The sequence below is a fragment of the Paenibacillus tyrphae genome, from assembly GCF_000722545.1.
Taxonomy (GTDB): Bacteria; Bacillota; Bacilli; order Paenibacillales; family NBRC-103111; genus Paenibacillus_G; species Paenibacillus_G tyrfis.
Map to the genome: position 1 here is coordinate 244,154 of NZ_JNVM01000002.1, position 19,900 is coordinate 264,053.

The 19,900-nt window shown below is 51.6% G+C and carries 15 protein-coding genes and 1 riboswitch; all 15 genes read right to left on the reverse strand.

What is annotated here, in order from left to right:
* Positions 1–41 precede the first annotated feature (41 nt).
* The 15 genes from ET33_RS01565 to ET33_RS01640 all read right to left on the reverse strand — a co-directional run bounded on the left by ET33_RS01565 (position 42) and on the right by ET33_RS01640 (position 19,719).
* Positions 42–1,550 (reverse strand): monooxygenase, encoded by a 1,509-nt coding sequence (locus tag ET33_RS01565; protein ID WP_036675529.1) that lies wholly within the window; start codon positions 1,548–1,550, stop codon positions 42–44.
* Between the two features lie 525 nt (positions 1,551–2,075).
* Complete coding sequence (locus ET33_RS01575) at positions 2,076–3,098, reverse strand: hypothetical protein (protein WP_036675534.1); 1,023 nt, start codon at positions 3,096–3,098, stop codon at positions 2,076–2,078.
* Positions 3,095–4,414, reverse strand: coding sequence for a c-type cytochrome (locus tag ET33_RS01580; protein WP_036675537.1), 1,320 nt, complete (start codon positions 4,412–4,414; stop codon positions 3,095–3,097). The genes ET33_RS01575 and ET33_RS01580 overlap by 4 nt, the downstream gene beginning before the upstream one ends.
* A gap of 138 nt (positions 4,415–4,552) precedes the next feature.
* Positions 4,553–4,891, reverse strand: a complete 339-nt coding sequence (locus tag ET33_RS01585) for a DUF6262 family protein (protein WP_036675539.1) — start codon at positions 4,889–4,891, stop codon at positions 4,553–4,555.
* 220 nt (positions 4,892–5,111) lie between these two features.
* Positions 5,112–5,987 (reverse strand): sensor histidine kinase, encoded by an 876-nt coding sequence (locus ET33_RS01590; protein ID WP_036675542.1) that lies wholly within the window; start codon positions 5,985–5,987, stop codon positions 5,112–5,114.
* Between the two features lie 179 nt (positions 5,988–6,166).
* Entirely contained in the window at positions 6,167–7,252 is a 1,086-nt protein-coding gene (locus ET33_RS01595; protein WP_036675544.1) for a class I SAM-dependent methyltransferase, read from the reverse strand.
* Positions 7,253–7,272: 20 nt separating this feature from the next.
* Positions 7,273–8,280 (reverse strand): ABC transporter substrate-binding protein, encoded by a 1,008-nt coding sequence (locus tag ET33_RS01600; protein ID WP_036675545.1) that lies wholly within the window; start codon positions 8,278–8,280, stop codon positions 7,273–7,275.
* Positions 8,277–9,083, reverse strand: coding sequence for an ABC transporter ATP-binding protein (locus ET33_RS01605; protein WP_036675547.1), 807 nt, complete (start codon positions 9,081–9,083; stop codon positions 8,277–8,279). Before ET33_RS01605 ends, ET33_RS01600 begins: the two co-directional genes overlap by 4 nt.
* Positions 9,084–9,100: 17 nt before the next feature.
* A complete protein-coding gene (locus ET33_RS01610; RefSeq protein ID WP_081890157.1) occupies positions 9,101–10,183 on the reverse strand; it encodes a FecCD family ABC transporter permease in 1,083 nt (360 codons plus the stop codon).
* Between the two features lie 162 nt (positions 10,184–10,345).
* Positions 10,346–10,548: riboswitch (cobalamin riboswitch) on the reverse strand.
* A gap of 51 nt (positions 10,549–10,599) precedes the next feature.
* On the reverse strand, positions 10,600–11,148 hold the full coding sequence (locus ET33_RS36140; protein WP_235206613.1) for a barstar family protein: 549 nt from the start codon (positions 11,146–11,148) through the stop codon (positions 10,600–10,602).
* 381 nt (positions 11,149–11,529) lie between these two features.
* Positions 11,530–12,189, reverse strand: a complete 660-nt coding sequence (locus tag ET33_RS01620) for a hypothetical protein (protein ID WP_036675548.1) — start codon at positions 12,187–12,189, stop codon at positions 11,530–11,532.
* A 121-nt stretch (positions 12,190–12,310) separates the two neighbouring features.
* Positions 12,311–13,042, reverse strand: coding sequence for a barstar family protein (locus ET33_RS36145; RefSeq protein WP_051775032.1), 732 nt, complete (start codon positions 13,040–13,042; stop codon positions 12,311–12,313).
* Positions 13,043–13,176: 134 nt separating this feature from the next.
* The gene (locus tag ET33_RS01630) at positions 13,177–13,776 is read right to left on the reverse strand and encodes a hypothetical protein (RefSeq protein WP_152570573.1); all 600 of its coding nucleotides are present in this window, start codon (positions 13,774–13,776) and stop codon (positions 13,177–13,179) included.
* A gap of 5 nt (positions 13,777–13,781) precedes the next feature.
* Entirely contained in the window at positions 13,782–19,244 is a 5,463-nt protein-coding gene (locus tag ET33_RS01635) for a DUF6531 domain-containing protein (RefSeq protein WP_152570574.1), read from the reverse strand.
* A 73-nt stretch (positions 19,245–19,317) separates the two neighbouring features.
* A complete protein-coding gene (locus ET33_RS01640; protein WP_051775035.1) occupies positions 19,318–19,719 on the reverse strand; it encodes a DUF4280 domain-containing protein in 402 nt (133 codons plus the stop codon).
* Between the last annotated feature and the right edge of the window lie 181 nt (positions 19,720–19,900).

Sequence of the window (19,900 nt, forward strand, 5' to 3'; positions counted from 1 at the left end):
TCTTATTATACACTTATTGTTTTACACGAAACAATCTATTTTTAAATAGGACGGCTTCCGCACCAACGGGCGATTCCCCGCTTGACGGCTTCCAGCGGCTGCAGCTCCGATCGTGGAACCGCCCATGCTATATATCCGTCCGGGCGAATCAGCGCCGTATGCACGTCGTCCCATTCGGCTTCCTTCCCGGCGATCGAGGCGCGAACGACCCGGATATGCCCGTACTCCTCCCAAGGGACAGCGTTGTTCAGCCGATCATCGGAAGCGAGATGGAGCAGGACGAAGCAGCCGGAGTGAAAAAGCTCATAAGCATTCAGAAAGGCACCGCTATCCAGCCGCAGCTTCAATTCCGTAAAGCGGCGTCCGTTCAACGCGTGCGGCAGCGCCTCCTCATCCGGCGCATACCGGACAGCGAACGCCCCGATCCGGGTAGCTAACTCCTTATTCGCCTCGGGAATACGAAGCAAGTCGGACAGCATGCTGCGCAGTTCTATCATTCTCGGCGAGAATTCAGATCCCATCAGCAGCGTTTGCGCCTGGGTATTGCGAAGCAGCGCCGTATTCACGGGGAATCGTTCCGTATGGTAGCTGTCCAGAAGCCAAGCGGGAGCCCGCCCCTTCAGCTCCGCCGCCAGCTTCCAGCCAAGATTCATCGCTTCCTGCAGCCCTACGTTCAGCCCCTGACCGCCGGCTGGGAAATGAATATGCGCCGCATCCCCCGCGAGGAAAATCCGTCCCTCCCGGTAACGCTTCGCTTGACGAGTCGCATTGCCGAAGCGGGATAGCCAGTACGGCTCGGAAATGCCCAGATCGCATCCGAGAATGCGCTCCAGCCCCGAACGCAGCTCCTCCAGCGTTACCGGCTCTTCCTTCGGCACCATCGTCCTCGTGGGATCGATCATCACAATCCGATGCAGCCGGTCCGTCACGGGGAGAATCATGACCAGCCCGTGCTCGGTGAAGCGGGTAAGCACTTTCGTTTCCGGAGGATACGCCAGAACGACGTCTCCAAGCATCGCGGTTAAGGTCGCGTCCGTACCTTCGAACGGGATGCCCGCCTGCTTGCGGACAAGGCTGCCTGCTCCGTCTGCGCCGACAACATACGCTGCGGTCAGTACGGCTTCCCCTTTCGGACCGACGACAGTAACCTCCACGCCTTGCGCATCCTGGCGCACCGACACCACCTCCGCCTCCCGCCGAATTTCCACGCCGAGACTTTGCGCCCACACTTCCAGCACTTTCTCGGTATCGTGCTGCGGAATATACAGGTTGAAATTGGAGGAAGAATCAAATACCGAAAAATCCAATTTGGTATCCAGCGCCGCATAATGCCCTATTGGAAGCGGTTTTCCGATGCTCGCCAGCTTCGTTTTCAAGCCGCGCAAATCGAACGTCTCAAGCGAGCGGGGGTGGAGATTCAGCGCCCGGGAATACGGCATCGTTTCCTTCAAGCGCTCAAACAAGCATACCTTTACTCCGGCCAAAGCCAGCTCCGATGCCAGCATCATACCGACCGGACCTCCGCCGACAACGATCACTTCATAATCCATTCGTATCCTCTCCTTTTCTCCAATTACCGCTACGGTTTTTTTGTTTCGCACTAAATAATATAGGTGTTTTGTTTCGCGAGAAACAATATCATTATAGCAGATTGGCAATTTTATACAACCCTGTATTTTTGGCTCTTTTCTAAAAGTTTGTTACCATAAGACGACTCTGCTATAATTAAAACCAGAACGTTTGTTTGCGCGAGTAAATAACAATGCGCGTAGTAAGATAGCGTCATATGGAGATGAAGATGTTGAACAATAAAAACATGAAACTCAGGATTGCCTGGATTGTTCCAAACGTATTCATGTACCTTCTTTTCATTGGCTTTGGAGGCTTCGTACTTATTCATGCGGATGAATTAAGAGTTATCAATCGAATTGGCATTTGGCTATTCTTGTTGCTTCTTGTGCTACTTGTGGCATTGTTGGGATCCTATCGAATTTAGTCTTGGATAAAGCAAGGAAAATTGTGAAAAAGGGCCGAGCATCGGCCCTCTCCCTATTGCCTAAGCCCCCTCCGTGGACTTATTTTTGCACGGTGCGCGGTGACTCTTCCATATACGGCTGCAAGTAAATCTCCCTCACCTCATGCCGGATCCAGCTCATCAGCGTCAGCACGATCAGCAGCACGCTAACAGTGGTGGCGAAGAGCCTTCGCCCGTCCTGCCTGACCAGGCGGACCAGCAGCCAGCATAAGCCGATGGCCAGCAGCACTGCGACCGCGAGCAGCGCGGTATGGAACGCGGAACCGCCCATAAACGCATGTTGGACGCGTCCGTCCATACTAAGCAGCAGCAGCGGTCCTGCAAGCAGTTGAAGCAGCGTGAAGCCCGCCGCCATCGTTTTGCCGTAACGCTTGGCTGCATCCGTGACCGGTCCGGTGCCGTTCCGCTCGCGGCGTCTCGCCCACCCGTACAGGAACAGGCCGAGCATCGTGAAGCTCGCCGCCATAAAGTGAAGGTAGCGCTGCCAGATGGTCGGATACGCGAACAGCGAGCGCCAGAAGCCGCGCTCCGGGTCCCACAGCTCGGGATGGAGCATCGAGGTCACGTTCGTGATGAACAGCAGCGGAACGAACAGCAAGATCAGCGTGCCGAACAGGCCGAAGCTAAGGTGCAGCGCCTTGCGCTTCTGCCAGCGCTCCCATGTGAATTTATAGACGTACAGCGCCAGAAATGCGACGGTCAGCAGCGGAATGAGCAGCAGCCACATTTTCCCGATCAGGATCGTCGACGGATAAAAAAACTGGGTGTAAATGGTGCTGATGATCAGCAGCGGCGCAATGCCGAGCACGACGGCGATGCTTTTGACAATCGATACATGCGTCGCCATATGCTGCGCTAGACGGTCCAGAACCGCGTCCTTTCGGACGATACCCTTCAGCTCGTTGTACACCGCGGACACGGAACCGGCCACCAGAATATTGACGAAAATGATATGAAGAATAAATCCGACGACCATCAGCACTTCGAAAAATGGCAGGTCGCCCGGAATGGCCAGCCCCAGATCGTTGGGCACCGGCGATTTGGCGGTCAAATAGGCGTTCACTCTGCACCGTTCCTCTCCGAAACCATCTTGTGAATATAGGCGGCCAGCGCCTTAACTTCCTCCTCCGTTCCCGCAAACGGTGGCATGACCGGACGGATATTGTGCATTTGAGGGATGAAGGACGCCAGCGCTTCCTCGCTCCAGCCCTTCGCCCTCTCCGTCATGACCCGGCTGCGCCGGGGACCGTCGATGCTGTGACAGGCGATGCACTGCATGCGGAACAGCTCTTCCCCGGCCTGGAGCTTGTTCGCCTCGGTCACCTCCCGGATCGGAGAAAGCTTCGCTTGCGCCAGCGCGCCATCCTTGCGAAACCGCTCGACATCCGTTTTCAGCACGCCGTTGGCGTACATGTAATTGTAAATGACGTAGGGCTTGCGAATATTTTCCCGGACGATCTCGAATTCGGTAATCAGCAGCAGCGAGAATGCCGCCGTGAATACGGTGAGCACAACCGGGTACTTCGTTCGGCCATCCATCAGCATGACGCCGAGCACGAACATGAGCAGCAGCCCGAGCACGTTGATAAAGGCGAACGTGAAGTCGCTCATCCCCGACGCCCAGACGACCAGCGTTTGCGCTTGATCGGGCAGCGTCTTTAGATACCACCACCCGGATGCGAGCATCAGCGGCACGGAAACGACGAGCCATTTGCCGTACAGCTTCAAGACAATGTGACGGTCAAGCGAGTCTTTTACAAACCATCGGTTCAGTGGCGTCAATACCGCAACCCCCAGCGTAATAGCGGCGAAGGTGCGGAACAGCGTCGAAGGCACCCAAGTCGTATTCAAGAACGCGCTCCAGAACGACAGCGTCTCGACCCAATCGCCCGGATTGATCTGGGCGGCCAAAATGCCGGTAATGATCACCATCGTGAACCAGGACATGATGCACAGCGCAAGGCCAGTCCGCAAATGCAGCTTTTTCTTCTCTCCCTTCCAGCGGTCCCATGTGTAAAAATACGTCAACAGCAAGACGACTTCCGATACGAACACCAGCCATTCCGTAAACCAAGCCCAATGGAAAATACGCAGCAACGAGCCGATCGCATTGGGCAGTATAACGGTCGTTGTAAACCAAATGCCTACTCCCGTCATCGCTCCGGCCGTCGTCGTGATGATCAGAATCCATTTGCTCAGCCATCTGGCGTAGGCCTCCAGCCTTTCGTTACCTCTTTTGAAAGCGGCATACTCCATGGATACCATAAGAACGGACCCGCCGATGGCTACGGCATGATTGATCATGACGTGCAGCACCGCCATCATGCCGATCAGGTTGCCGTTGCCGACCCAACCGAAATCGATTGTCGGAAATTCCACCTTCCCGCACTCCCTTTCTATAAAAAAAATAATCCTTGCCGCAAGCGACAAGAATTATTGTATAGAAGTCGTTTTCGTTCAAAATGACTCCCCAGGGCTAATATATTGATAAAAAAGTGAACAAACACGTCATTTACTTTAAATAATAACCGGTATTTTCGATTTTCTCAGAATTTCTTGCAATTTCCGCACTTCTTTTCGCAACTTCTCGTTTTCTTCCTCCAGCCGCTGCGTAAGCCTGCATTTCTCGCTCGACTCCGTCTGCTCTTGCATGCGCAGCCGCTCGATCTTGTCGCGAAGCTCAGGATGGGTATACAGAAACGGCTTGGACACGCCGGCTTCAATCGATACGGTATTGAAATTAATCTTCAGCTTTTCCTTCCTCAACCGTTCAATGGCTGTTACGGCCTTGCGGTACGCCTCAATCGTCTTTTGCTCGCTGAATTTTTTAATCCCTTCGACATTTCTACGCTGCATAAGGCTACCTCCCTGCATTCAGTTCTTTTCGCGAAACCTTGTCTTTATTATAACGAACAATAAAAGGCGAAAAATGACCCCTTTGAGTCAATTTTCCGCCTTTTTTATGAACAAACGGTGGATGACCGGCTTCCGCGTCCTTCTGTCCATTTGGGCCATCGGTGCTTCAATAAATTCCCACCGTTTCTTGCTCCATTTCCAAGGAAACGGTGCGGCTTACTCAAACACGTATTTGGCTTTCTTGTCCCTTATGCCCGAATGCCGCATCATCCGGCTTGCTCACAGTCAGCACGGTGCGCCCGTTCTCTCTGCGGAGAGCGAACGACCAGCCCATCTTCGCCGTGCGGTCTTGGATGATTTTCAAGCCGTAGCCGTTCTTCTTCGACAGTGGATCGGATACGAAGCCTTGGCCGTCGTCCGCAATCGTACACCTCCAGCCGTCATCCGGTCCTGGGGCGTCCTTGCCTTGTATCCAGACGTTCGCCGCCGCCGCATGCTTGAAGACATTGATTAAAGCTTCGCGAAGCGTAGCGTACAGCTCCACCTTTTCTTTCACGGTCATGCGCTCCTCGGACAGCTCCCATTCCAGGTGGACGGCAATGCCGGTATCTTCCCTGAAATCCGCAATCAGGTGCTGGACGGACTCCATCCACGGCTGCGCTTGCGGCACGGCCGGATACCGCAAGCCGTCGATCGCCTGGCGGACATAGTCGTTCACTTCGTGTACGGTTTTCCGCAGGCTTTGATACAACTCTCCCATCGGAACTGCATGGCTTTGTTCCATCCGGTCCACGCGGACCGATAACAAAAATAACGATTGGGCGATGCCGTCATGAAGCTCCGAAGCCACTCTCTCCCGCTCTTCCAAAGCCGCCTTCGCGGCCTGCTCCTGCTGCAGTTGCTCCTGCAATTGCTCCATCAGCGCAAATAGCTTCCGAAGCAGCGTCATCGTGACGAGGTAAACGAGCAAAGGCGCCAGCCAATTGCCCAAATCCATCGAAATGTAAGGAAGCAAAAACGCATGCCGGGTATACTCCCATATCCCGATCGTTAGCGTAGGAATGATTAAAATCAAGCTTTTCAAATGCTTATACAATGAGACAAATCCTCCCGGTATGAACTCGGCGTCGGCGAAACCACGCTCCTTCATCTAAACATAATTAAGCAACCATGCCTATGACTCGCCGGGGCTATCTTTTCTAACGAAAAACGTCTGCAAAAAAATAATCCTTGCCGCCTTCGACAAGGATTATGGTATAGATGCAGCCTGCCCGATCAGCGCTTCTTCGCTAGGATCGTGAAGGACGTGGCCGCCGCGTGCGCGTTCATTCCGACGTCCGTTCCAACCGGAAAGCTTCCTGCGCGCCATACCTCCGGCGTGTAGGGCAGCGTCGCCGAGCCGAGACGTCCCTCGGACTCAAGCGTCTCCAAGGTTTCGTCCGGCTTCAGATCGGACATGACCCGGTCAAGCCCGCTCGGAAGCACGGTGCTCCACGGCTTGCTGCCGCCTTCGTTTTCCACGAGACCGACCACCTCGAAGCCCTCCGACTCCAGCAGCAGCACGAGCTCCTTCGGCGTCATCAGGGCCAACTCCCGTTCCACCCGGTATCTGGGCTGCTCCAAGCCTTGCACGAACGTTTCGTAGGTGGCTGTCAGCCGGTAGATTTGACGCCGCAGCGACGTTTCCCCTTCCACGTGCTTGTAGACGATTTTGTCCTTCGGCAGCACCTTGCGCTGCACCGTTTTCCAGCTCGCTTGCACGGGCGGCAGCAGCAGCTCCACGGCAAGCAGCCCTTGGGGAACCAGATGCTTCCGGATGTTCCCGAGCACGGTCCGTTGCTCGCTCATCCGGGTCACATGCTGGATAATTCCCTCGGAGCACAGAACATGCGTGAACGTCTCGGCCAGCTCCAGCATGTCCTGCTCCGCCAGCTCCAGCGTGTCCGCACGGTCCTTAAGCACGCGCTGGCGCTTCGTTTCCGCGAGCTTCAGCATGTCCGGACTGTGGTCCACGCCGCATACCCGGATGCCATGCTGCGCCAGCTCGACCGCGATTCGACCGGTGCCGGTGCCAAGCTCCAGCACGCTGGGCGGCTGGGAGAAGCCAGCAGCGGTGCCCATGATCCAGTCGCGGGCAAAGACGATGCCGGCCTTCCCCGCAAACTGGTCGTACAGCTCCGCTTCCAGCCCCGCATACGGTGCATTGGCCCGCGGCTCGTGCCGTGCGCCCTGGAGGCCGCACCGCGAACAGACCGTTCCGGCCAAAGCCCCGATCGCTACGCCCGCCGGCACGCCGTTGCGGCAATCGCCGAACCACTCGTCATAAATATAATGGCAAAATGAACATTCCCTAGTTGTCAATGCCGCTCCTCCTGACGATGTTAGTTAAACTTCTCGGGGTAAAAGCCCTTCGCCATTTTTTCCAAAGCCGTCGTGTTTCTTACCCCTTCGAACACGTCGGAAAGCGGCATGATGACGAATTTGTTGTTCTTGATGGCTGTTACGTTCGCCAAGGCCGGAAGGCTCTGCAGAAACTTAATCTTCTCCGCGGCTGACGGCTTGTCGTAGTCGAAAATCAGAATAACCTCCGGATCGCGCTTGACGACTTCCTCCCAGCTGACCTTCGCCCAGCCTTTTTCGACATCGTCGAATATATTTTTGCCGCCCGCAAGCTCGATCAATTGAGTCGTCAACGACTTGCCCGCCGTATAGGCTGTGTCTTGTCCGCTATCAAAAGCAAATACCCGCAACGGCTTCTCGGGCTTCCCAACCTTCGCTTGAATCTCTTTTACTTTCGCTTTCATCGACTCGACGAGCGCGTCGGCTTTGGCCTGCACGTTGAATATCCGCCCGATATTCGAAATATCCTCGTACACGTCCTCCAGCGTGCCGAACGGCACGTACGTCCCTTTGGCCACATAGGCCTCGATTCCTTTTTCCTTCAACGCTTCGACGGTGCCGACGCCTTTTTCGACAAAAGCGCTTTTACGGCCGTAGACGAAATCCGGTTCCGCGCCGAGCAGCACTTCCAGCGAAGGATATTTATCGGCCAACACCGGAATGGCGGCATACTTCTCCTTTAGTTCCGGGAGAATCTCGTCGTCCATATATGCGGTACCGACCATCGATTTCTCCAGGCCGAGCGACAGCATAATTTCCGTCGTATGCTGGTTTAAGCTGACGGCCCGCTTGGGCGCTTCCTTGAAGGTCAGCGTGCGGCCCATATTTTCTATCGTCACGGGGCTGTAGGCCGCCGTCTTGGACGTACCGTTCTGCGGGGTGTCCCCGCTTGCCGCCGGGCTTTTCGACGTCGTTTGACCGCAAGCGGCCAAGAGAAGCAGTGAACAGACGAACAGTAAGGATATTGTATTAGCTAAGATGCGTTTCATGAAATTAAAGCTCCTTTTTGCGTCAAATGATGTTGTAGCGATTCTGGAAAATACGTAATGCTGAGCTTCCGGGTCACCGGGTGTACGATCAACTGCGCGCTCACGCCGAACACCTGGCGCAGCAGCTCCGCTGACATCACTTCTTCGGGCGTGCCCGAAGCGTACACTTCGCCCTCATTCATCACAATGAGCCGGTCACAGAAATAACAGGCCATGTTCAAATCGTGCAGCGCGGATAAGGCGGTCATCCGGAGCGTTTTGACCAAGTCCATCATTTGCAGCTGGTACCGGATATCCAAGTGGTTCGTCGGCTCGTCCATAATTAAAAATTGCGACTGCTGCGCCAGCGCCCGGGCGATCAGCACGCGCTGCTTCTCTCCTCCGGACAGGCTGGAGAAGCTCCGCCGCGCATACGCTTCCATCCCCACGCGCTCCAGCGCTTCGCCGACCAAGGCGTCGTCTTCCCGCGTGTCTGCGGCAAACATCCGTTTATGTGGATGGCGTCCCATGAGCACGATATCCCATACTGTAAAATCAAATGCAGACGAGCTCTCTTGGCTGACGACGGCCATCCGCTGCGCGGTTTCCTTATGGGTCAGCTCAGACAGCTGCTGCCCGTCCAAGGAGATCCATCCCGCTTGGGGCTTCAGCACGCGGTAGATGTTTTTGAGCAGCGTTGATTTGCCGCTTCCGTTCGGGCCGATAATGCCAACAAACTCGCCGGGATGGATCTGCAGGTCCACGCCTTGAATAATAGGTACTCCCTTCACGCCGTAGGAGAGCCCTTGAACCTCCACCTTCATCTTCTTGGTCCCTCCCTCTAGAACGAGTACGTGCTGCGACGCAGAAGCCAAATGAAGAACGGTCCGCCGCACAACGCCGTCACAATCCCCACCGGAAGCTCCTCCGGCGCAATGACGAGCCTCGCAAACACGTCGGCCCAGATCATAAACGACGCTCCGAGCAATACGCTGACCGGTAAAACGCGGCGATGATCGGAGCCGACCATCAGCCGAACCAAGTGCGGGATCATCAAGCCAATAAACCCGATGGCTCCGCTCACGGCAACGATTACCCCCGTTAGCAAGGAGGTCAGAATAACCAGCACTTTACGGAAGCGATCCATGTTCACCCCCAAGGTCACGGCCGTCTCTTCCCCCATGAGCAGCGCGTTCAGCGAACGGTATTGGAGCAGCAGATACAGCGTACCGGCAACGACAATACAGGACGGAAACGTTAAGAAGCTCCATTTGGCCCCGGTCAGGCTTCCCATCATCCAGAACATCGCCGAGCGGATGCCTTCTTCCTTGGGAGCCATCGTGACGATGAAGCTGGTCAAAGCCGACAACATCATCGATACCGCAATACCGGCGAGTAGCAAGCGGGTATTGGACAGCGCGCCTCCTACGCGGGCCAGCATGTACACCAGAACGATGGCAATTAACGAACCGATAAAAGCCGACACGGATAAAGCGTACTGCCCGAACAGCTGAAAAGCCCCGAATAAAATAACGAGCGTCGCGGCAGTCGATGCCCCGGAGGACACTCCCAGAATATACGGGTCCGACAGCGGGTTGCGGGTCAATGCTTGAATCGCGGTGCCTACCACAGCCAGTCCGCCTCCGACCACGGCGCCAAGCAGCACGCGCGGGAAGCGGATATCCCAGACGATGTTACCCTGCGCCTTGGACCAATCCGGCTCCAGCCACAGATCCAGTCCAGGTATATGCGAGAAGGCAATTTTCCAGACGGTCGACGGTTCGATGCGAACCGGTCCCATCATAACCGCAAGTGTAATCGAACCAAGCAAAATTCCGAACAGCCCCAGCAGCACCAAGGGGAAACGTCCTTCGGCTACGGCCAGGTCCGCTCGTGCAGACCTCTCTTGTGTGATGCTGCTCATCGGACTCCCCCTCTTTTTCCTATGTACATGCAAAAAGGAGCATCTCCAACCACAACCAGCGGTTAGAAATGCTCCTCCATAAGAGATGACGACCCGATGGACCCATCAAGGTCTCGAATTAGCTCCAGCATCCTAACACCTCCCCATTCTCCGCAGGTTATAGCAGTGTTGTCAAAACAGGCAGGTCTCCTGACTCAGGGTTTCTCCTTCGGCGTCTTCCCGGAAATAAGCTCCAGTGACGCAATGCCGAAAAATAGCCGGACCTTCCGGCTCCCATAACAGTGGCGGGACCGCGACGGATTTGCACCGTACTTCCCTTTTAAGCTTCAGCCGTTTGCTGAAGCACCTGTTTCCACCTATTCGGTTGTCCACAGTAAGTCTATAGCAGTCCGGAAGCCAGTGTCAACTGAAATTATTCATGCAAAGACAACCGTGACGCCCTGTTCTTGCAAGTTTTCAACGATCGCTTGAAATAACGGCCGGTTGCCTAACTCTTCGAATATGGCTTCTGCGTTGAGTTTGACATCGCGCTTTCGCTTATAGTCAATCTCTTTGAGCCATGCTTGAAGATCTAAGTATTTTTGCGCGACCTGCACATTTTTCCATATCAGAGTGAAAGGCGCCCTTGCTCCGAATCCACCGTGCAAGCAATCGATGAAAGAATTAAAATCGAATCCGTAATAGCCTCCCGGACCCCGAATTGCTTCCCCTAACGCGCAGAAAAAGGAACAATAATCCGTGACGTAGGTTCCATCCAAGAAAAATAGCCTTTGTTCGCTTTCTTCATCATCACGTCGTTTGGGTTGGTAGGTAGAAACTATTTTAAGCCAAGCTCTTCGGTGATCCTCGTCAAGCATCGCCCATTCATTGATTGCCACAGGATAGGATGCTCTCCATTTCTCCCAAATGTCCAACTCTTCGCTCGTCATCACATAGGGCAAATCGCCGTTCAAAACAACATTCACAGAGCCTTCCGGGAATCCGTCTTTATGGTAGTAAATCTTATCATAGATATGGAATGGATATTTTCCTATTACCTTTTTTTCATGGTTTACGATACCTATATAAGCTAGTATCTTGTCAATCTTTAAATTGTGGATAAAGGCGTTTTAGTTTGATTCTTGCATCGGAGGTCGTGAACTGCCTGTCCACACCCCTTTGGCTTTGGTTCGGACACGCTCCCATGCCGATAGTTCACGATCCAATTCGGAGATGGAAGGGATACGTCGTCCCAGATGAGGATAGACAGTAAATACACGGAAGAACAATTCTATTTCTAACATACGTAAATCAATCGAATAAAACTATTTAATCCTCATATGGAATCTTAGCGGATTGTTAACATTTTAAAGCTCGTACAAATAATCTAAAATGTTTTCAATTTGTGTATCATCGTCTAGGATAGTTCCTAACGCAATTCTTAGATCATCAAGAAATTTCTCACTAATCTCAAACCCATCGTCATTCATAATTTCACCATGATATTTCTTGTACGTAACCTCTATTACAATAGACAACACCTCCAAAAACTCTGCAAAAGATTTAGCGATTATTGTGAAATCATTCATTTCGTAGCGTGCAAGAACAGGCGAGCCTGGTTTACTTGTATCTACCATAATAGGATCTTCATTTCTATCAGCAATGATAACCCAAGCACGTTCCCAGCTATCATCTTCCCTATATGGTTCTTTTACACCGACCCAACGAAATCCTAATTGCCTTTTATACAGCATCTCTGGTGTACTTATATATGCAATAGACGTGCCGGTGTCAATACTCACTCCATTTAGGATGGAACCATCTTCTAAAATAGCCTTTTTTAATGTGCAATTATCATAAAAAAATTTCAATTCAGGTGAGAGTGGTATACGTTTGTCGATCAAATTTGAAAACATATTCGTTTCAAGAATAATTTCGTCTTCTTTAAATTGACAATGAGTATAGTATTCTCGATATGTATTTCTAATTTCTATAAATTTTTTTAACGCTGCTTCTAATTGTTTCAAATTAATTCAACCTTTCTTGACAACGCTAATACTAGTAGTATGAATAATGGGCATCTATAACAACTATTTTTCATTTATAGTCATTACAGATCGCCCACCTCATACTATCCATTACTGTTTCTCATTCAAAAGTGGCTACCATATGTTTTTTAAAAATATCCATCAAATGGTTAGAAAAATTTTCGTTGGCAATTTTATAATAGGGTATATCAAGTGTTTTTAGATGTCTAAAATTTTTAAAGTGGATACTAAATTCATTTATATTTTTCAAGCATCGCAAACAATCAACTAAGGCATCTAAATTCCGCCCCATATATCCACTGTAGCCTAAAAAAGTTTCACCAATCAAACAATACACATCCATCTTTGAATTAATAATAGAACAGTCAATTATTAAATCCTTATCCGAACTATTGATTGTTTGTTGTAATCCATTCCAGTCTAAGCAAGCATTAAGCCAGACTCTTTTTTTAAAGATAGAGAGGTCTCTCCAGTTATATTTTTGTTCTCTATTGCTCCATGATTTAATTAAGTCAAGGTAAAAACTACAGAAGTCCGCTCTTATCCAACCATATTCTGCTTTAATGCATATGGGTTGAGGTTTCTCTCTTTGGATTAGATATTGCTTTTCGAGACAGTATATAGACATAATTGATGAACCAACATTTGTTTTTACAAAAAGTAAGCTCCCTTGTTCTAATGGATAATCACGTAACATTATCGCATTTTCCAGTTCTATTAAGTATATGCCATTGCTTTCTTTGATATGGAATCTATCAGCCTTTAAAAGAATACTTTCTGACCCTAGTTCATCAATCTCTAAGTGTATTTCTAGCTTTTTTATCCTGGACATCTATTTTACTCCAATCATCATGAATCTTTGTATAATAATCTTTGGAATATCCTAATTTTTTTACTAATTTCCCATTTTATAACACAAAAAAACATATGTAAAGAAGAATTATATCTTCTCTACATATGTTTAGTCTATGGATTGATCCCCATGATTTTACAGAGTTGATTATACTTATTTTCAAAATTTTTCTTAAAGTAATCAATACCTTTTTTTGATAATTTCTTTTCTTCAAAGCTCCAAGACAAAAGATATTCTTTAAACGAGCAATCTAAATCTAATTCACAGGGAATAATATCAGTTTCATCTACTCCTCTTTCTTTTGAAATTGAAAGTAAATAGCTTGTCCGTAACATTAAAGGATATTCTATCCATTCATGATGTAAACCAATTTTTTTTATTAATTCTTCATCATTAAGAATCTTACATACCATTTCATAAGATATGAGATCATTCGAGAAGTAGCGATCCATAAATGTAGCCCTCTTACTTTTATCATTCACTTCACTAAACAATTGTAAAAAATCATCATTTTTTTTAATCAAAAAAACAATTGTATAGTTTATAAAATAATCTATATAGCGATGAAAAGTTGTTTTGGCAGAAGAATCTAGCTTTACATCTAAAATCAGCGAAAGAACTTTAGAGAATTCCTTTTTCTTATCCCAAAAGTTCTCCATAGATTTTGGATTCCTATAATAACTATCCAAAATATCAAATAAATTTCCGTTCATATTTATTATGGACATCCTCCTTTTGGACCTCTAGCTCCTGGTTTAAATGGTCGACCACCTACCATTGATCCTCCAACTTTTCTAATGTAATTTGCTATTCTTTTTTCCGCTCTACGCATTTTTCCAATCACAGATTTATCTTTTAGCAATTCGGTTACTTGTTTATTTAATTTACCATCAATCAATTTACCATCTGCCTTTATTTTACCTATAGACTTCCCGTTTTCCTCAATATGGAAATGAATAGGATCAGCATGCTCCCTAACTAAATCTGCATAATAATGCACTATACTTGTACTCCCACTTGAAGCAATTACTCTGTTTGGTAAAGACGGTAGCGTATTCAATCCAAATGGATCAATCCATGCATTTGGATCACCAACATACGCATAAAGCGTCGGATTTCCACCAGCAAGTCCGATGGGGTCTGGCTGTGTATAAACACCCTCATGTGGCAAGTAGTAACGGAAACGGTTGTAATACAGCCCCGTCTCCTCATCCTCATACTGACCCGGATACCGGAACGGGCATGCACTTCGCTCCCCAAAAAGATCTTGCCGCCGAACCTTCCCGTAAATGTCCAGTTCACACGACCAAATCTTTTCCCCTGTATCGTCGTAGATCTCAACAGGCGTACCCAGATGATTTGTTATGATACTGTACGAGCCTTCCGGTGTGATTTTCGCTGCAGGATGAAATGTTCCGTCTTCGAAGATCCATGTAATCAAACCATCAGGATTCAGCACTCGTCCGTTCCATGCTACCCCACTCTCAGTTTGGGACTTCTCCACTTTCCACTCATGCAGGATAATGTTTTCATCCCATACATAACAGTGTACCACACCGTTAAAATGCTTCTCAATCCTGCGACCAAGGCTATCATACGTAAACGTAACTTCCTGCCCGTCCGGCCGCACAACCTTGCTCATCATATTATTACCATAATACTCATAGCGCCAATGCGTGCCGTCCGGTTCTATTTTCTCCGTGAGATTTCCTTCTTCATCGTAGCTGTATTTCGTTCCATTGAACTCCAGTAACCGCCCGCCGGCTCCGTATGTCCGGTCCGTTTTGTGACCGGTGCTATACAGGTTACCAACATCGTCGGCCATGCGGAAGATTTTGATGAAGTCGTTTGTAGCCCCGATCAAGGTTCCAAAATCGTCGTATCCGTACTGCGTTTTCTTGCCTGTCAGCTCGTTGAGCACGGACTTTAGACGGTTATTCACATCCCACGTATACTTTCGTTTGCGCGTTTCCCGTCCGCCTGCTTTTATACTGTGTCGTTCAGGCCGTCCCGCGATATCGTACTGCCAGCTGCTGATTACTCCGCCGGGCAACAGTCTCTCGATCTCCTGTCCAAGCGCATCGTACTTCATCTGCGCCGTCCACGGCGTGCCGACGTTCTGAGCTGCGTCGCCTCCGCGCTGCTGTTGAGCCTGCATCTGGCTAACTTGTCCCGAAATGTCGCGTTCCATCGTCACATATGCGCCAAGGCTGCTGCTTACTTCCGTCCGGTTACCCATTTCATCGTATTGGCTTGCTACCCAGTACGCATCCCGCCATTCCTTCATTACGCGACCGGCCCGGTCATATTCCAGCTTCACCGCTGCAAAAGGATTGGCTGTCTCCAGTAACTCCCCCATCCGATTATACCTAAACGTCTCCACAAGACCGTCGCTATATTCCACTTGCGTTACGCGCCCCATGACGTCATGGCTATAAGCCGTCCATCGTCCTCCGGGCCGCTCCACCTTCTGTAGCAAACCCGCGGGGCTTCGCACGTATTGCCGTACAATTCCGTCAAAGCCTGTTTCGCGAACGATGCTTCCGTTCGCATCGCGCTCCAGCACATACCGCTCGCCGCGCTCGTTGATGACTTCGGTCAGTTCATCTTCCTTATTGTAGGTCAACTTGACACGCTTACCCTTTTCTTCGCGCCAAGTCAGCTTACCAAGCGGGGTATACCCGAATGCTACACGGTGCTGGTTATCTTCCGCGAGGATCACTTCGTCGTAGGCGTTATACTTCAGCTTAATTACATTGCCATCCGGCAGCTCGGAACGCACAACTCGGCCCAGCGCATCGTAAACCAGCACTTGCTTTGCTCCCAGTGGATTCGTCTCCTGCAAACATTCTCCCCGGTGGTTGTACGCCCACTTTCCGCTCGTCCCGTCGGGCAGCGTGACCTCGATCAGGTTATCCTGCCCATCGTAAACGAGTCGCGTTACCGCCCCTTTCGGATCGTGTACTTCGCTGATCCGATGCCGCTCATCGTAGGCAAAACGCGTCACCGTCTGATCGGCCCCTACAACTCCCTTCACCCGACCCAGCTCATCATACTGCCATGCCCGGATGCCGCCTTCCGGGTCCATCACCTGCTCCAGTCTTCCGTCTTCACGGTACGTATACTTCCATGCGCCTCCATCCGGCTGCACTTCCTCGACGATCCGTCCGAACTCATCGTACGCATACCGCGTGATCCGGCCTTCCTCATCCGTTTCGCTCAGCAGTTCGCCCAGCTCGTTGTACTCATACTGCACAACGCCGCCCAGCGGGTCGACGATCCGGGTACAATAATACTCCGAGTTGTATTCGTACGTCGTCGAATGCCCCTGGCTGTTGCTCACTTCATTCCAGCCGTCATTGTACACGATGCGTCCTTCCAACAGCCCGTCGTCCCCGTACGTATGAACGCAGCGCGCTCCGGTGGTCGGGCCGTCATAACGCCAGTGGAAGCTGTACCCGTTGCGGTCCGTCTTCTTGAGCATCAGGTGACCTTCATAAGACATGCGGGTCGTCTGTCCCAACGCATCCGTTACCGCAATAAGGTCCCCTGCCTCGTTATAGCCGTACTGCACCAGCACCTCGCGCTGCTCCCCACGGTAGACATGGGTCACTTTCGTGATGCGTCCGGCTTCGTCCGTCTGGATGTCCAGCCTCCGGTCCACACTATCCGTCACCTGTTTCAAATACCCGCGGTCATCGTACGAGAGGACGATGGAATGTCCCCATTCCTGCCCGATCCGTTCCAGACGGAATTTCGTTTCCATCCCAGTCTTTTTTCCAAAATGATACGTCAGACGGCTGTCTTCCTCGAAAAGCGCATACCCGGTTCCCTCCCGGCGTAAGACCATCTGTTCCTTCAGGTTTCGCGTTTCCATCAGGCCCCGATGCAAACGTTCGAACGAAACCGCCCGTCCGTCAGCGAGCAATACACCGATGCCATCATCCAGCACCTCCAGTCGCATATCCAGACTGTGATGCACGCCATGACCGAGCAAGCCCCGATGACCGCTGTCGCTGATCCAGCGTCGATCCCATTGGAGCGGTAGCGGGCCCGGAAATTCGAAGTCTGTCGCTTCGCTCATCATCCGTCCCGTGATCAGATCGACCGGCTCAAAGCCCCATTTACAGAAACGGTCGCCAAGGCCTTTGGTGCACTCGAATTTCTTCAACACTTTATGGTTGAACTTGGTAAGCGCCTTCTTCACCCCGGATTTTTCCAGCGCTTTCTGGAGCAGCGCCTTCCCCTTCTCCGCCAGATTCTGCTGCATATCCTGCAGCTTCTTCTGCAGAAGCTCCCGCAGCTCCTCGGCCTTCTGCTTCAGCTTCCTGGCTCCCGTCATCACCTTGTTCAACGTATTTTTCCCGAACTGTACCGCCTTCTTAGCCGCGGCCCGGCCGATTTTCCCAGCCATCTTGCTGCCTGCCTTCGCCGCCGCTTTGGCCGCGACCTTGGCTACGCCTTTCGCCGCCAGCTTCGCTGCGCCGAACGCCGCGCCTCCGATCGGCAGCATCGAGCCGATAGATAAGGCCGCGCCAAGGAAGTCCCCGCGGCAAATGCTCACGACTGCGCTTGCCGCTCCCGCGATGATGCCAAGACCCGGCACCATGCTCAGCACATCTAGCGCCATGCCGAGCTTTTCCAGGAAGCCGTCCTTCTCCTTGTCGCTCTTGGCCTGTTCCGCTTCCGGGTTACTGAGCGCCTCGAACGATTGCCGCTCGCTGCCCGTCATCATGACCTGCTGGCCCATCACGTCGGTCATGTCGGTCAGCATCATGCTGCTTTTGCCGCCTGCGATCCACAGCTCTTCCTGAGCCTCCGCACGGAACGTTTTCAGCTCGCTAAACGATAGTTCCTGCTCCGCCATCAGCACGAGGTCCCTATCGCTTTGCAGAGTGATCCCGTCTTCTTCGCCGATGGTGATGAACAGCGCGCCTTCCTTCGCTGTAAACGAAATATCCTTCGTCCCCAGTTCGAATTCCTTGCCTCCGCCTGTGGAGAACGACTTTACGGTCGTATCGGCCATTTTCTTGTTCGCCTTCTCTGCCGCCTCGCCCTGCTGAGAAAACGGCGTTCGCACCGACTGGATCAGCATCGCTTCCGCTTCGTCGTGCGTCGGAAAATACAGCTTGATCCGCGATCCGACCGGCGGCATGGCATGGAAAATATGGCTCGTCGGCGACGAGTACGGGAACCAGACGGCTTCGTGCTCCGGCTGGTTTTTGTCAATATCCAGATGCACTTTCGCTTTCTTGACACCGATCGCTAAAATTTTCCCATCCATCGCCAGACCCGGCAGGTTCTCGTTATATCGCTTGTTTTGCCGCAGCCCTGCCGGTGTGGTGCACAAGTATTCGAACTGCAGGATGCCATGGTCCAGTGCTCCCTGAATGCCAGCAACGACAAACAGACGGTCGTTTCTCTCCACCTCAGCCCCAAGCTCCAACCACTGGTCCTTTGCGACGATAAAACGCGTAAAATCTTCTTCCTGGAAGCGTTCCACTTTCGTTTCCACCGCTGTCAGAAACGATTGCACATCGTGCCGGATGCCGTATGCGCCCTCTTCCAGCTTCACATGCTGCCTGCCCGACGGCGTACCGATCCACAGACGCGGGGCATGGGTGCTGACGTCCGGCATCACCACTGCGCCTGCATGGGAAGCAATCCGTTGAATAAATTCCCAGTCGGTCTCCTCGTATTGGAGCACCAGATCGCCGAGCGAAGCCCCGCGCTGGAATGCGTCGGTTTCCAGAAAGTTTCCACCCGGATACGCGTGGATCACTTCAGACAGCACATCCGTATAAAGCATGCCCGCATGCTGGAAGGAACGGCTTTTGCGCCCAACGTCCAACTGGTACGTATGCGAGATGACGTCCACTTGTACGTTGTATACCCCATGGATATGATCGACTTGGATTTCATGCAGTTGCCCGAGGAATAAAGGCTCCTCCGGCTGCCCTTCCCGAGCCACATACAGGCCTATATGGTCGCGATGGCTGCTTTGCCGCAGCAGCGCTTGGCTGTCTTCCTCGCTCATGATACCCCCGAACTGCATGCGTGCATGGGCTCCGGGAAACCGCGTCATTTTTATTTCTTCAAGCCGTAGCTTTCCGTACGGCCATTTCAGTACTAGATCCTGTACGGTCAAGCCCGACAGGCGATCCGATTCGTTATTTGACACGTCCATCCCCCTCAAATCTATTGCAAGTAAAAGATGGCGTAAGGCTCAATAAACCAACTGCCGCTGACGGAAGCTATTCTTTCTTCTGCCCGTCATCGGCAATATAGATGACTCCGTTCGCATGCTTCATGCACATGATGTAGGAGTCGCTGGTTAACACCGGCTTACCGTCGATGAGCACGTCCGCTTTCCCGTTCATCCACTCCATGTTCACCTGCGGTTCGCACGGTGCATCCAGCGCCTCGCATACGCCGAAGGTCACCGGAATATTGACGACGGGCTTGCTGTCCGCGACATTCATGAGCGGCTGCCCTTGAATGTATGCGCCATGGCACGTCGGCAGATTGAGCAGATTCGGGTTGCTGCCGCATTCGCACTCCAGCATGGCTCCCCTTACGACATAGCTGGCTTCCTGCCCCGCTGGCGCTTCAACGGCAGGACCCGCGGGCTTTATGAACGATCTGACACTAGGCATTTGTTTCCCTCCTCCGGGCTTTGCTTTTGCAAAGCCGACTTCGTAAGCGTTACTAGGCTTTGCTCTGGCAAAGCCTGCTTCGTAAGCGTTACTGGGCTTTGCTCTGGCAAAGCCATCTTCGTAAGCATTACTGACTTTGCTATCTTACTAGGATTTGCTTTGCGAAACTTAGAGTGTTGGG

Coding starts and splice junctions, on each gene's coding strand:
- ET33_RS01565 (WP_036675529.1), bottom strand. CDS start 1,550: ATGGATTATGAAGTGATCGTTGTCGGCGGAGGTCCGGTCGGTATGATG.
- ET33_RS01585 (WP_036675539.1), bottom strand. CDS start 4,891: ATGCAGCGTAGAAATGTCGAAGGGATTAAAAAATTCAGCGAGCAAAAG.
- ET33_RS01600 (WP_036675545.1), bottom strand. CDS start 8,280: ATGAAACGCATCTTAGCTAATACAATATCCTTACTGTTCGTCTGTTCA.
- ET33_RS01605 (WP_036675547.1), bottom strand. CDS start 9,083: ATGAAGGTGGAGGTTCAAGGGCTCTCCTACGGCGTGAAGGGAGTACCT.
- ET33_RS01610 (WP_081890157.1), bottom strand. CDS start 10,183: ATGAGCAGCATCACACAAGAGAGGTCTGCACGAGCGGACCTGGCCGTA.
- ET33_RS36145 (WP_051775032.1), bottom strand. CDS start 13,042: ATGTCCAGGATAAAAAAGCTAGAAATACACTTAGAGATTGATGAACTA.
- ET33_RS01630 (WP_152570573.1), bottom strand. CDS start 13,776: ATGAACGGAAATTTATTTGATATTTTGGATAGTTATTATAGGAATCCA.
- ET33_RS01640 (WP_051775035.1), bottom strand. CDS start 19,719: ATGCCTAGTGTCAGATCGTTCATAAAGCCCGCGGGTCCTGCCGTTGAA.